General features: G+C 34.7%; 10 protein-coding genes. 8 read left to right on the top strand and 2 right to left on the bottom strand.

Annotated elements, in window-relative coordinates; translation table 11 throughout:
• The first annotated feature begins 223 nt into the window (after nucleotides 1–223).
• The 5 genes from HHU12_RS24920 to HHU12_RS24900 all read left to right on the top strand — a co-directional run bounded on the left by HHU12_RS24920 (nucleotide 224) and on the right by HHU12_RS24900 (nucleotide 5,045).
• On the top strand, nucleotides 224–940 hold the full coding sequence (locus HHU12_RS24920) for a hypothetical protein (protein WP_169659453.1): 717 nt from the start codon (nucleotides 224–226) through the stop codon (nucleotides 938–940).
• Between the two features lie 143 nt (nucleotides 941–1,083).
• Nucleotides 1,084–1,944: an Rpn family recombination-promoting nuclease/putative transposase gene (locus tag HHU12_RS24915; protein ID WP_169659452.1), complete on the top strand. Its 861-nt coding sequence runs from the start codon at nucleotides 1,084–1,086 to the stop codon at nucleotides 1,942–1,944.
• A gap of 385 nt (nucleotides 1,945–2,329) precedes the next feature.
• Nucleotides 2,330–3,418 (top strand): RHS repeat domain-containing protein, encoded by a 1,089-nt coding sequence (locus HHU12_RS24910; RefSeq protein ID WP_317170537.1) that lies wholly within the window; start codon nucleotides 2,330–2,332, stop codon nucleotides 3,416–3,418.
• A gap of 8 nt (nucleotides 3,419–3,426) precedes the next feature.
• Complete coding sequence (locus tag HHU12_RS24905) at nucleotides 3,427–3,606, top strand: hypothetical protein (protein ID WP_169659450.1); 180 nt, start codon at nucleotides 3,427–3,429, stop codon at nucleotides 3,604–3,606.
• 566 nt (nucleotides 3,607–4,172) lie between these two features.
• On the top strand, nucleotides 4,173–5,045 hold the full coding sequence (locus tag HHU12_RS24900) for an Rpn family recombination-promoting nuclease/putative transposase (protein WP_169659449.1): 873 nt from the start codon (nucleotides 4,173–4,175) through the stop codon (nucleotides 5,043–5,045).
• 88 nt (nucleotides 5,046–5,133) lie between these two features.
• Here the strand turns inward: HHU12_RS24900 and HHU12_RS24895 are convergent, their stop codons facing one another.
• Together HHU12_RS24895 and HHU12_RS24890 are read right to left on the bottom strand one after the other, a co-directional pair.
• Nucleotides 5,134–5,388 carry a type II toxin-antitoxin system RelE family toxin gene (locus HHU12_RS24895; RefSeq protein ID WP_169659448.1) on the bottom strand — a complete coding sequence of 85 codons (255 nt, stop codon included), beginning with the start codon at nucleotides 5,386–5,388 and terminating at the stop codon, nucleotides 5,134–5,136.
• Entirely contained in the window at nucleotides 5,388–5,591 is a 204-nt protein-coding gene (locus tag HHU12_RS24890) for a hypothetical protein (protein ID WP_169659447.1), read from the bottom strand. Before HHU12_RS24890 ends, HHU12_RS24895 begins: the two co-directional genes overlap by 1 nt.
• Nucleotides 5,592–5,970: 379 nt before the next feature.
• Between HHU12_RS24890 and HHU12_RS24885 the strand changes: the two genes are divergently transcribed.
• The 3 genes from HHU12_RS24885 to HHU12_RS24875 all read left to right on the top strand — a co-directional run bounded on the left by HHU12_RS24885 (nucleotide 5,971) and on the right by HHU12_RS24875 (nucleotide 15,088).
• Nucleotides 5,971–6,369, top strand: coding sequence for a hypothetical protein (locus HHU12_RS24885; protein WP_169659446.1), 399 nt, complete (start codon nucleotides 5,971–5,973; stop codon nucleotides 6,367–6,369).
• A gap of 722 nt (nucleotides 6,370–7,091) precedes the next feature.
• Entirely contained in the window at nucleotides 7,092–7,859 is a 768-nt protein-coding gene (locus tag HHU12_RS24880) for a TrmB family transcriptional regulator (RefSeq protein ID WP_169659445.1), read from the top strand.
• A 374-nt stretch (nucleotides 7,860–8,233) separates the two neighbouring features.
• A complete protein-coding gene (locus HHU12_RS24875) occupies nucleotides 8,234–15,088 on the top strand; it encodes a S8 family serine peptidase (protein ID WP_169659444.1) in 6,855 nt (2,284 codons plus the stop codon).
• The last annotated feature ends 268 nt before the right edge of the window (nucleotides 15,089–15,356 follow it).

The raw sequence follows: 15,356 nt of genomic DNA, 5'->3' as shown, positions 1-15,356 counted from the left end.
TTATCGAAAAAGTTTTACCACATTCCTTACATTTTAATCGGCCTTGTTTAAAATTATGACCAATTATATTACCTTTATTGTAGTGTCCTCGAGCATGGCAGTGTTCGTTTACACAACAAAAATCCTGAGTGTTTATTTTCATTGTAATACAAATTACTTACTCAGGATTTTATTTTTTGATGACTAACAACACTTAACTAGTGTGCTACCGAATAAATAATATATGCAAATTTTAAATAAAAGTGATTTGACAAGTATAAACATATTTAAATATGAAGTCTTTAAAGATAAAGAAGATGCAATATTTTGTATTTCATATTGGTATGGTAGGTCAAAAGAAACTTGTACAAGTTTTTGTTTAGATAAAAATGAGACTACAATTTTTAAATATATTGAATCTCACAATTTATTTATTATCAGTCTTTTTATCTCAGGTATTAAAAAATCAACCTTATTAAAGTTTATAAAAAATTACTTAAAAATATATTGTAATGAGGTTATTAAGAACAAAACTTTTTTAATGCTAGATAATATGATTTTAATTGAAAATTATCTTATCGAAATTGTAGTAGCATATTACTCTGAAAGTGAATTAATCAAAGGAGAAATTGATCAAATTATTCAGGAAATTTTTCAAAATACGAGTGACATATATGAGGATCTTAATGACATAGAAGAGTATAGGTTCATTAATGATTTTATTTCTCATGGAGAAAAATTAGAATTAAAGAGTAATTCTTTTAATGATCCTTTACTTAGAAGTATTTATAAGAGAGACAATAACTATATACTCAATGAAATTAAACAAAGAAAGGCGGAGAAATTAATAAATAAGGATGAAGATAATTTATTATCAAGAGTTAAAAATATCTCAAATAATTTTTTTGATTTAATTATCCTAAGGGGATATGAAGTGATTAGTAGAGAAATATGTAAATAATGGCGAACTATCCAATTGAATAAGTTTGTAACTTATCACAACAAAACCAAACCCCAACAAACACCAAAACACTTGTGGGAGTTTCTTATCCCAAAATACAAATCAAAAAATCACTATATTTACCCCATAAACGAACAACATTTATGTGCACTTCACGTTATATCAATCCTTTCACGGATTTCGGTTTTAAGAAAATATTTGGAGAAGAAGCCAATAAAGATATTCTCATTGATTTTTTGAACTCGGTATTGCCAGCCGAAGATCAGATCTATGATTTGACGTATAAACCCACGGAACACTTACCCAAAAATGACACAGACCGTAAAGCCATTTATGATTTATATTGTGAAAACGATCAAGGCGAAAAGTTTATCGTGGAGTTACAACGTGCAGAACAAACACATTTTAAGGATCGAACGATCTATTATTCAAGTTTCCCGATTCAAGAACAAGCTGAAAGAGGCAAAGGGTGGGATTATGAATTAAAAGCAGTATATGTGATCTCTATCATGGATTTTATTTTTGATGAAAAAGATGAAGATTTCCATCATATTGTACAGCTGAAAAATCAAAAAAATAAGGTCTTTTATGATAAACTGAAGTTTGTGTATTTAGAATTACCCAAATTCAGAAAGCGTGAGAAAGACTTGAAAACCAACTTTGATAAGTGGCTTTACCTTTTAAATAATATCACCACTTTTGAGCAAATGCCATCGGTATTAAAGGAGCATATTTTTAGAAAAGTGCTGAAATTGGCAGAGTATACAGCGCTTCCAAAAGCCGATCAAGAATTATATGATGAGGATTTGAAGCGTTTTCGTGATTATGTTAATACTTTGGATACTAGAGAGGCAAAAGGAAGGGAAAAAGGTATAGAGATAGGTGAAAAGAAAGCGAAGATTGAAACGGCTAAAAATTTACTTGCTATGAATTTATCCGTTGAGCAAGTGGCTAAAGGTACAGGCTTAACTATTGCTGAAGTAGAGGAGTTAATCAAAAAATAGTATTCTACTATTCTTCAAAATATCAAGCCATAAGGCATTACTTCGAACTATCTAATTGAATAAGTTTGTAATTTATTCAAACAAAGCAATTCAAGCTATTAGGATGAGTTTTAGTTGAGAAGTTTTGACATAGCACTTATTTATCGCCAATGAAAACCTAATTGTCGTTAGACAAAACAATCCCAACAATCCAACCAAAACCTTGTATATTCGTGATGCCAGTGGCAACACAATGGGTATCATCCGCAATGAGCAACTTTCTGAAATCCCCATCTACGGTAGTTCCCGCTTAGGGCAGTACCAAGCCAATGGGGAGGAAGATCTCTTTGCGATCCGCAGTGGGTAATGCCGATACGAATTCAGTAATCACCTCGGTAATGTCTTAGTGACCCTCAATGATGCTGGCAACGTTCTTTCTTATAGTGATTACTACCCCTTTGGCCTTACCATGGAAGACCGAAGCTGGGGTGGTGTAGAAGGTGGAAAAGAGTACCGTTATGGGTTTAATGGAAAAGAAAACGATAGGGATTTAAGCAGTTCTCAGCTGATTCAGGATTATGGCTTTAGGGTGTATAATCCGGTGATTGGGAGGTTTTTGAGTGTGGACCCGTTGACTAAATCTTATCCTTGGTATACGCCTTATCAGTTTGCGGGGAATACTCCTGTACAGGCTATTGATTTGGATGGTTTGGAAGAGTTTGTCGTCACATCTCAATACTTTGCAAATTTCTTTTTGGATAAAGAGTATTTAAATTCAATTTACATCTCAGAAAAGCAAAAGCAGTCGATTACAACATGGCTTCATAAGGGAGAAACATCAGAAACATTTAATCATTTATTTATGAGATATCATGATTATAATAAAGATGCGATACAAATGGTTGATGAAAAAGCACCATTTAAGGTTTCTGTAAAAAATTCCAATATGTATTGTGCAGAAGAATTAACAACAAAGTTCCAAAAAAAGTATAATATAAATTCAAATGATCATGTTGGTTTTGGATTAGGACCTGTTAAAATGGCAGATATGCCTATTTCAACCCATGAAGCTGATGAAAAAGGTAATCCTGCGGCTATGTATTTAAGTATAAGCGTTAATTATTCATTGATAGTTGAAGGTGGAGGATTTGAAGCTGGTGGAGTATTAAAAATGCAAGGGAGGAATAAAGGTTCAGTAACATTTTTCAAAGACACTTATGATAAATCATTTGGATCTCCAGGTTTAGGTTTTAATATTAATTTAGGAGCAACTTATTATGAAGGAAATCCATATGATTTTAGTATTGAAGATAACTTTTTAGGTGAGAGAAATGCTGGAAGTCTGGGGTTATTTGGAGTTTCAAGATCAAAAAAGGAAGATCAATATTTTAAAAATACTTGGAATGTTGGAGTAAGTCCTGGTTTTGGTATAAGTGGTCCCTACAAAGGTAAAGACTTTAATGGTAATGAAGGAAAATCAGAAAAAATTGACTAACAAAAAATATGAGAAAAATATTAAAAATTATATTGTATTCAATTCCTTTTTTGTATGTTGGATTATTAGGTCCATATGGAGACGCTGAAGAAATGCGTAATTCTATTCAATTAAATTTTAAAAAAACACAACGATTAAAAGTTGAAGAAATAATGATAGAGGATGGCTTACTTTTAAATGTGACTTAGGTTCAATTCTTATTTATTTAAATCATGATAGTAGAGATATAATCCAAGAAGGTGATTCTGTTGTTCATTTTGCAGATTCAGATAGTTTATACCTCAAAACTCAAGATGGTGAAATGATATCAAATGAAATTATTTATTATGATCCAACTTCTTGGTTACATGAGTTATTAGGAGATACTTTAGATATTGAGGGGAGATATGGTAAAAAGCCATGGAAGCAATAATACACCCCTCTGTTCGTAATGTTAAGTGCTAGCGTCATTACGAACTATATCATTGTTTAAGTTTCCAAACTTAAAACAACAAATCAAGCCAATCTACCCCAGATAGATTGGCTTGTTTCATTTATTACATTATAGATTGAATCTTTCCCCCAATTGTTCTAAGTTTACTTTCTGTTTTAAGTATTAAGCCGTAGGCGTTACTTAGAACTATCCAATTGTATAAGTTTGTTATTTATCACAACAAACCCCAATCCCCACAATCCCAAAACACTTGTGTTGGTTTCTTATCCCAAAATACAAATCAAAAATTCACTATATTTGCCCCATAAACGAACAACAGTTATGTGCACTTCACGTTATATCAATCCATTTACGGATTTCGGTTTTAAGAAAATATTTGGAGAAGAGGCCAATAAAGATATTCTTATTGATTTTTTGAACTCGGTATTGCCTGCCGAAGATCAGATCTATGATCTGACGTATAAACCCACGGAACACTTACCCAAAAATGACACAGACCGTAAAGCCATTTATGATTTATATTGTGAAAACGATCAAGGCGAAAAGTTTATCGTGGAGTTACAACGTGCAGAACAAACACATTTTAAAGACCGCACTATTTATTATTCAAGTTTTCCGATTCAAGAACAAGCTGAAAGAGGCAAAGGGTGGGATTATGAATTAAAAGCGGTATATGTGATCTCCATCATGGATTTTATTTTTGATGAAAAAGATGAAGATTTCCATCATATCGTACAGCTTAAGAATCAAAAAAATAAGGTGTTCTATGATAAATTGAAGTTTGTTTATTTAGAATTGCCAAAATTTAGAAAGCAGGAGAAAGACTTGAAAACCAATTTTGATAAATGGCTTTACCTTTTAAATAATATCACCACTTTTGAGCAAATGCCATCGGTATTAAAGGAGCATATTTTTAGAAAAGTGCTGAAATTGGCAGAGTATACAGCGCTACCAAAAGCAGATCAAGAATTATATGATGAAGATTTAAAGCGTTTTCGTGATTATGTTAATACTTTGGATACTAGAGAGGCAAAAGGAAGGGAAAAAGGTAGAGAAGAAGGTATAGAGATAGGAGCAAAACTAAAAGCCATTGAAACAGCTAAAAATTTACTTTCTATGAATTTAACCGTTGAGCAAGTTGCTAAAGGTACAGGCTTAACTATTGCTGAAGTAGAGGAGTTAATCAAAAAATAGTATTCTACTATTCTTCAAAGTATCAAGTCATAAGACGTTACTTATACCTACTATACAACAAAATCCACAAGCTACGAACTTGTAGGGTTTACTCATAAATCTCCTTTCGATGTCCAATGTCCACTACATCAATGATTAATTCTTTATCAATAATTTCATAGATGATACGATAATTTGCCACTCTAATGCGATAACCATCTCTACCTTTCAGCTTTTTACATCCATTAGGACGGGGATTATCGGCAAGGCTGATGATAGCAGTTTTTAATTTTGAATAATAAGGATCTTTGATTTTCTCTAAATTCTTGAGAGCTTGTCTGGTAAAATTGATTGAATAAACCATTAAATTTTATTGCGTTTTTCTTCAATCATTTTAAAAGCATCTTCCATAGGAATACGCTCTCCTGTATCCTTTTTCTTTGCCTCATCATACAGTTTAATATCTTCTAACTCCTCAAGTTCTTCCAACAATTTTATGTATTCATCAATTGGAAGAATAACTGCAAGTTTATTGCCTTGATTATCTGTTACAAATTGTGTTGTCATAATTTCAAATGTTTATACAAAGATACGAATTTTGAAGAAATCGAGATAGCACATATTTTACATTCTCCCCACTGCTCTCAGTATTAAGCCGTAAGGCGTACTTAGAACTATCTAATTGTATAAGTTTGTAACTTATCTCAGCAAAACCCAACCCACAAGTCAAAAACACTTATGGAGGTTCGTTTTTATTCAATAACCTATTCCAGTAATTCCCTTAGTTTCTTATCTGAAATATTTTCTTTACTTAGTAAATGGACCTATCTATAGAACAGGTAGCTGAAGGAACAGGGTTGAGGTAGAAGAAGTCAAAGCGTTGTTTAATCAATAAAAAAGCATTAATTTATGGCTTAATTAAAAGCTAAATATTCGAAAGGCAAACATGATGAAAAAACTATTCTCTATTATCGTATTACTTGTTTGTATTATTGCTGTGAATAATGTTCATGCACAGAATTATACTTACTATTCTGAAGATGATAATACTTCAGTGAACAACAATTCTAAAGAAATTGACAAGCTCGAAGATGAAATTTTCAATTTAGAAATGGATAAGAAGAGAGCTGAACAAAAACTGAGTAGTAACAGAACTGTGAAGACAATTGGTATCTCAATGGATGCAGTGTCTTTATTTATTTTGTGGCCTTTGGTTATTCCTGGAACAATCATGTGGATTGCATCGCCCACTAAAAAACACGTAAGAGCGATTGAGGGGTATGAATATACCTTACATAAGAAAAAGCAGGAATTGAGGAATTTACAAACGAATCAGTCGATTTGAAAAGTTGAATCAGATTAAATAATTAAGGGCTTTTCCATAAGAGTTAATCTTGATGAGAAAGCCCTTAATTATTGCTTTAATGTGAATTGGGGCTTTAAAGAATGAGTAATCTTTTTTTTGATTTAGTACTTAATACATTGTAAACTAAATCCTTGTTATTTATTGTGTTCAGAAATCAGGAAATTTCTGATGATCTGAAGGGCTTGAATGACGCTAACGCACAACATTTGCACCAGTGGGCATTGTACTCTATTCATTGGGTAGTGCTTCCCTGGCCTTGAAGGGAAAAGCGTTAAGAATTTCATGTATTGAGCCGTTAAAAATGATTTTTCTGTTTGAGCTTTAGCGAGTTTAAAATCATTTAGGCGAGAGGAATGGAATTTAGCTTTTGACTTCAAAGCCTTGACTTTTTTGCTTCGTTTTTGTGTTAAGACAAAAATGAAGGAGACACTAACTTGGAAGTAGAACATATAAAGCTTGCAGAAAAATTGATTGAAAGTTGAACGATAATTTAGTTTACAGAGTACTTAAGAAAACTTCTACTGAAATAAGTAGTAGAAAGAATGAAGCACTAAAAACCCATTTTTTTAGATCAATAATGAATGATTTCTTTAAAATAAAGAACTGATATTAAGATAATATGCAATTGTATATTTTGTTTTTAAAATAATTTCACGAATTCTTGCATACTTTTTTAAAAGGTACTACTTTTGGTAGTAGTTATGGATAGCTTATTATTAAACATAGGATTTTCTCATCAAGAACTGAAAATTTACAAGCTCTTATTAGAGAAAGGGGAATTGTCTGTTACAGAAATTTCTAGGGCAACTTCAATCCCTACATCAAAACTTTATGCCTTTATGGATGCACTGACCGATAAAGGATTTTGTAGATTAATAAAAGACCGTCCAAAGATTTACGCACTAAACTCTCCCAATTCTGCATTTGCAAGAGTTAGGGACGAATATTTACAAAAAGAAAAAGCATTACAAAAATTAAGTACAGAACTAGAAGACAAATTTTTACAAACTCAGTCTAATACCGCTACTGTTTTTAAAACTATAACCAGTAAGAAGGAAATACTCGAAGAATATTATCGTTTATTTCGATTAGCTAAAAAGATAGGTGTTGGTTTTTCAAAAGCGCCGTATACGGTAGACATCAATGAACTTGAAAATGTAAATCCATCAGAGGAGGATTCTATTAACAGTGGAGTAGAGTTTAAGGGGATTTACGAACTGCCTCCAGGAGAGGATCAGGCATCGATAAAGAAACTGGCCAATTATTTTAAATCAAAAGGAGAAGACGTGAAAATGGTTGAATCCTTGCCTTTTAAAATGTTGATGGTGGATTTTCAATATGTGCTTATTCTACTGCATGGAGGAGCTGGAATGTCATTAAATATGGCATTAAGTGTTGATGATAAGGATTTCGCAACATCTATGTATGATTTATTCAATCTTTATTGGGAAAAAGCAGACGTAGTTTAGACTTCACTCAACAATACAAAAGTGTGCTAGTATTGTTGAACTACAACATCTTCATCTCATAGTAAAGAACTATATTGTTCTCTTGCTGACTTAGAGCATGTTTGTAACATCTCTTTTAGTGAAAATTCCCCCTTTCAGAACGTGAGTTTATTAATTTCATCAACTATAGAACCACTATTTTCTCTGAAATTAATTTCCTCACAACCTAAAATGGAAAATTTTCACTTCTAAAATATATGTTCCAAAAATACTCTTACGGAATTTTTTATGCTTTATAAATAAATGAACTCATTTATAGTGGAGACATATTGTCAAAATTATAATAGGTTTTTAAATTTTTTTTCAACCAATTCATTTCTGATTATTATTTAAACATGATGAACTTAGTTACTCGAACAAAACTGTGGTTGAGTTTGATGGCAGTGTGTTGCCTATTTTTTCAAACTTCAATCCACGCACAGGACAATGATGTAATTACCAAGGGGGTAATTAGAATTAAGGTGAAACCAGGCAATGTCAACTTTTTAGAAGAGCAAGTAGCCAAGATTACAAAAAACGAACTGCCAGTTAATGCTACTGGTTTTAGAAATTTTGACCAATTAAATGATAAGTTTCATACTACAAACATCAAAAGAGTTTTCCGTAATGCAGGAAAATTTGAAGCTAGACACCAAGCTTATGGTTTCCACCAATGGTACGAAATCCAAACAGACTCACTAAACGAAATTCAGGAGTTATTGTCTGCTTATGAAGCTTTGGAAATGGTGGAATTTGCTGAACCAAAAAGAGAATACAGTCTTTTTGATACAATGAGCGAGGCTCCTAATGATCCATTCTTCAACAACCAATGGCATTATCACAATTTTGGACAGTCATGGGGTACGCCCGGTGCTGATATCAACTTATTGAAAGCGTGGGAGATCGAAACAGGTACTCCAGACGTAGTTGTTGGTGTAATTGATGGTGGTATTGATGTAAACCATCCAGATTTGATCAACAGATTATGGATCAACACAGGTGAAATCCCAGGTAACGGTATTGATGATGATGGCAATGGTTATGTAGATGATTATTATGGCTGGAACTATGCTGATAATATGCCTACGATTATTCCTCACTACCATGGTACACACGTTGCGGGTACTATTGCTGCAGAAAATAATAATGGTATCGGTGTGTCAGGTGTAGCCGGTGGTTCTAAGCCAGAGGATGGTGTTAGAATGATGTCATTACAGGTATTTTCAAATTATCTGAATTCTTCAACTGCAGGAGGCTTTGAAGAAGCTTTTATTTATGCGGCAGATATGGGTTCCGTTATCACCAATAACTCATGGGGTGGCGGCATGGAATCTGAATTGCAAAAAGAGACCATCCGTTACTTTGTTGAGAACGCAGGTAAAGATGCAAATGGTAATGTTGTAGGCCCAGTTGATGGTGGTGTTGCTATTTTTGCGGCAGGTAACTACGGAGGTCATAATGGCATTTATACACGTCCAGCGTCATCTTTTCCGTCTACAATGGATGAGGTAATTTGTGTGGCCAATACAGACAATACAGATAAGAAATCATATTCATCGTACTGGAATGAAACTGTAGATATTGCTGCTCCAGGCACAGATATTTACTCTACTTTCCCTGACGGACAGTATGAAGTTATTTCAGGTACTTCAATGGCGGCACCTCACGTAGCAGGTGTAGCGGCATTGATTGCCTCCAATAATGCTTATGGAATTACTGCCGATCAAGTGAGAGACCGATTGGTGAATCACTCTAAAAATATTGACCATCTTAATCCAACATTTGTAGGTAAAATGGGTAAAGGTCGTTTAGATGCATATGCTTCATTGGTAAAAGATGAAGGAGCATTGCCTCCGGTAGTATCAGATTGGGGTTTCCAATATGTTTACTCTACGACTGCAAGAATCGGTTGGATGTTTGTGAAGGATGATTTTGGTTTAACAATCAAGAATTATGAGATCCTAAAAGCAACAGGCGAGTTCACTAACAATGCAGATTTTGAAGCGAATGCTGAAGTAATTTCATACCAAGCAATCACTGCTAATTCGTTTGCCAATTACATCATTGAAGGCTTAGCACCCGCAAATACTTATTCAATTGCAATTAAAGCTGTTGATCAATTTGGAAATAAGTCACCGTTGTCTGAAGTATTTACAGTGACTACACTAGAAACTCCACTATTGTCTTGGGTGACTGAAGATGTTCCTCATTTACAATATGATGTAGCTTCAGGTGAATTCCCTTCTACAAGTTTAGCCATTACCAATTCAGGTTCAATGCCAAGTAGAATTGTGTTTGCAATCAATGATTTCGATTATTCACAAGGCGGACAATCCTCTCAAAGAGTAGCATCAACATCGGCTTCAGTAGAAAATAATTTACCATTTGTTTCTTCTGAAGAATTTTCAAGAATGCCTTTTTCTGACATCCCAGGTGATGGAGGAAGCATTGATATAGAAGATGAGATTACTATCTTGCCAGGTACAAAAAAGATGGATTCTGTTTATCATGAACAAGAGCCTCTTCCTACTTACATGGTAGGACATACGGGTGCGGCAATGGAATATGCCAACAAGTTTGTGGCAGAGAGAGACATGGAAATTAGTGTAGTAAGAGCTGTACTTTCCAATGAAATGTATGCTTCTGTACCATTTACAGTAGCCATGTATATTGGTGGTGAAGATCAACCTTTCGGTCAGCCAGTTGCAACAAGTAGCTTCTATGTTACAGATCAGCAAAGAGGCGGATGGGTAGAAACTTCATTCTGGCCTAAAGAGGTAAAAGCAGGTGAAATTTTCTGGATTGCAATTGGAGCACCTCAAGGTATTTACTTCCCGCTTGGTGCAGATGAAGCGTCATACAGCGATAGAGGTAAATCGTATGCAAGAAAAGGTACTCACGGATATTACACTGATTATGCTGCTGCTCATAGATCATTATTTAAAATTAGAGCGTATGAGGCACAGAAGAAAAACGATATGGTTTCTTTCAGCGCAAGATATCATGATATTAACAACGGAGAAGAAGCGAGAACGGATGTTACTTTAAGAGATACTGATTGGAAAAACGGTACTTACAAACTACAAATTGTAGCTACGCATGAAAATCCAAATCAATATCCGTTAGCAAAAGACATCTATGTTACAGTTACAGGTAATAAGCCTGAATTGGTACCAAGTGTTGAAGAGTTTGCATTCGGTACATTGTTCGAGAATAAATCTGACAACCAAACTTTTGTCTTAAAAAATGAAGGTAAGGCAGAAGCGGAGGACATTCAATTGATGGTTTCTAATGAGGATTATTTCTCTGTATCGCCTTCTACAATTCCTTTATTAAAGGCAGGGGAGCAGATGGAAGTTATTGTTAGTGCTAAAGCAAAATCTGAGGTAATTAACGTAGAGAGTGAATTATCAATTGAAGGTTATGGCGTTTCTATTCCTTTATCAGTAAATCACGTGGTAGGACCAAAAATCGTTGCGGACATATCAACAATCGACTGGACTGGTGATAATGCAGTAACTATTGGTGAGTCAAGAACTGCTGAATTTACGTTGACAAATGAAGGTGATCAAGCGACTGAGTTTGTTTTTGAAAGCATTGAAAACGATGGTTATACAAGTTTTGTAAGTGACATTGTTCCTTCAAGAGCCACTCTTGATGCGGGTGAGTCTATCACTTTGGAAGTGTCAATTGATACAGAAGGCGAAATTGCTTATTCTAATACAAAGTCAACAACACTTTATGCTACACACGATGCTGGAAAAACAAGTGTTCGATTTGAAGTTGAATTACTTGGAGAAGTAGTAGCAGAGTATGACGCTGATGTTGATTTTGGAAGCATCATTTATAGTGAAGGTGCTACATTGTCAAGATATGTAACGATTGAAAACAAAGGTAATGTAAAAGGTACTTTCTCAATGGGTGATCTTCCTGCAGGATTTACAGTAAGTGGTTATATCCCATCTTCTATCAGTCCAAATGGCAAGGTGAACTTGAACATGAAAGCAACTTTTGCTGGTGTAGAAGAATTGTCTGGTGTGATGACATTCACATTGAACGATGAGCCTTATGAGATCAACTTAACAGCAACTGCATTACCATCGCCTACGATTGATGTAAACACAGATAGTTTTGTAACTTCAGATCAAATTGCTTACGGTGAAGAAGGTCAAACCACTTCATTGACAGTAACAAACGAATCAGAAGATCTTGATTTATATTACAGCTTGTCTACTCCAAAATGGATGATGCAAGAAGGAGAAGAATTCTTCGATTTCGAAGGTGTTGATGGATTTGGTTATGAATATAAAATTGAAGATAGCCTTGTATGGGAAGATATCTCAGCGGTTGGTAAAGATGTTTCTTATGAAATGTTCTATCCTGAGTTTGTTTATGCTTATGAGTTTGAAAACTTCAAGTTCCCATTCTATGGTCAATACTATGACCGTTTCCAAATGTCAATTGCAGCGTTGATCAGCTTCAACCCTGAAACAACTCCAAGCGACTTCACTTACAACCCGCCACCAGTATATAATATTGCAGAGGGTAGCATCTACAATGGATTGGACTTAGGTATTATCTCAGCATTCTGGATGAACATGACACCATCAAGTCTTGAGGGAAGCGGTATTTTCATGTATGAAAAAGAAGATCGATTGATTATTCAATTCGAGAAAAACGTTGCCGTAGGTGCTGGATCTTTAGGTGCAGAAACAATTACTACATTGCAAATGGTATTGCATGAGAATGGTGATATTGTGATGGCCTACAAAACTTTACCAAATGTATTTGTTTACCAAAATATTGGTATGAAGAATATTGAAGGTGATTATGCTTGGCAATACATGGAAACAAATGCAGATTACAGAGCGAGAATTCTTGGTAAAACATTAAGAATTAAAGCACCAGAATTGATTAAAGTTCCTGCTTTAGCTTCTAAAGAAATCTCATTACAATATGTAGGTAACAAAACTGCAGTAGGTGAGCACGAAGGACAAGTAATTGTACATAACAACGATGCTTCAAATTCAAGAGTTATTACTGATGTAAACCTTACAGTGACAGGAGAAGCGGCATTAAGTTTAGAAGCAGATTCGTTATTGTTTGATCAGTTAGTGTATCTTGAAGATACAGTGATGACACAATCTTTAGACTTCGTATTGAAAAACGAAGGAAGTTTACCAGTAAATGTTACAGCTTCATTACTGCATGATCAATCTTTCAGCTTTGATATTGATACTTTAGTAGGAGCATTCAGTGAGTTAGCATTGCCTGTTGCTTTCGGTGCAAATACAAATGATGTGGTAGTTGATACATTAGTATTGGACTTTGATAATGGAGAACAAATGTTACTACCACTTCAAGGTGACGCTTTACTGCCTGCCATCATTGAGTATGATTTAGCAGAAACAGTAAGAACTGATACATTGGATATCTTAGTGAATGAAGGTGCTGAAACGGTCTATAATTTCTCATTATTAAATGCAGGATTAGAGCAAGAATTGGATTATGCAGTTACTTTAGGAATTGCGAAATACGGTTGGGGTGTTGAGAAATCAATGAAAGTAGAGCCAGAAGAGGAAGAGGAATCTCCTGAACCGTCTGCTGTTTTGGAAAACAATACACTTGAATCTTTAGCAATGCTAGATGCATTTGATTTCAATGCACAAAATCTTAGCGTAAGCTCAATGAGAACAGTTCACGTTGAAAAGCACGCATTCTCTGATTCAATTTCATATGACTTGCCAACAGAAGAGCCTATGAATTACTTAGGATCATTAGACTTTGATGTTCATTATGCAGCGAAGTTTGAAGTAAACAACATCCAAGGTTTTACATTGACGCACATCAGCAACTACTTCGTGAAGCAGTCGGATTCAGCTTGGAAATTTGAAGTATTAAAAGGTGATTCACCAACGTCTGAAGAGGTACTTACAACACAAATGTATTACCCAAGTTCATTGACAGGTGAAATGGAAAACATCACTTTAGATCAACCAATTTTCTTCGAAGATGGTGAAACATTCGTGATTCGTGTAATGGCTCCTCAAGATGTAGAATTCCGTTTACCGGTAGATTATAACGTACCTTCAGTGATTGGTAAATACTTTGTCACTTTAGACGGCGGTAACAATTGGGAAGTGATGTCATCAAGCAACTACTTCTATTATACTTACGCAATTAAGTTGAGAGCAATGGATGCTTACGGTCAAGAGTGGGTGGACATTACTCCAAAAGCAGGATCAATTGCATCAAACGATACAACGGAGATTTCAATCACTACGGCAATGAACAGATTTGAAACGGGTGATTACGAAGGCTACCTTTACATTGGTCATAATCAAAAGCTGAAAGAAACAATCAAAGTACCAACGGCCATCAAATACAATGCGGCTCCTTACTTTGCAGATTCAACAGCTTTGAGCATCAACGAAGGGGATAGCATCACTTGGGCACTTCAAATGCTTGACAAAGAAGGACATTCAATCTCAGTAAGCGAAGCTACAAACGCAGATGATTTCACTTACGATATGTCAAACGATACTTTATACTTAACAATGTCACCGACTTACTTGATGAGTGGAGAATACTTCCCAACATTCGAGATCGAAGATGAATTGGGTGCTAAGCAAGTAATTGATTTCTCGGTGGAAGTGGTAGATACTAAAGTAGCTCCAGTTGTTGTACAGGAATTTGATTCACTTTCATTGAATCCAAGCGCTGAGACAGTATTATTACTTGATGAGTATTTTGAGACGTTGGATGATGAAGAGATGATCTTCTACGTGAAGAGTACAGATCAATTTACTACGGCTTGGGTGAATGACAACGAATTGACAGTGTTAGGTTCAAGCTTAGGTGATTCTGAAATCATTGTAGTGGCAGAAAACGAATCAGGTCTTAAAGTGGAAAGTCTGCTTAAAGTAACTGTTGTTGGAGCACCATTATCAGTGAATGTAGATAAGTTGGATAAATTAGTTTATCCTAACCCTACAAAAGCGAAAGTATGGGTGAAATTGCCATCAAATTTCTCTAATAACGCTTCTGTGGTTGAAGTATACAACTTGACAGGACAAATGATGTCATCATCAGAGATTCAAAGTACTGGAAATGTTGTAGAAGTTAACCTATCCACTTTGCCAAATGGTTTCTATGTGATCAAAGTGAGCAACGGTACTTCTCAAGTAACAGGTAAAGTATTGAAAAAATAATTAAATATTCTGTGATCCAAATATCATGGTTTGATGAGAAGGTTGCTTTTCATCAGACCATGAAATATTGAAATAAGGACGACACCAACAGGATTACAGAGTAAAGCAACAAAAAAAGCATCGAGGTTAACTTCGATGCTTTTTTTGTTGCTTTAAAAATGAATTTGAATAGACATTTGTACTAGCTTATTATGTTCTACTTTCAAGCTTCTTGCTTCTTCATTTTTCCATTGATGAAAAACGAAGCAAAAAATCTAGGCTTAGAAGT

The sequence above is a fragment of the Flammeovirga aprica JL-4 genome, assembly GCF_012844305.1.
Lineage (GTDB): Bacteria > Bacteroidota > Bacteroidia > Cytophagales > Flammeovirgaceae > Flammeovirga > Flammeovirga aprica.
Note: the sequence above shows the minus strand (reverse complement) of the source record. Positions and strands in the feature narration are given on the sequence as shown.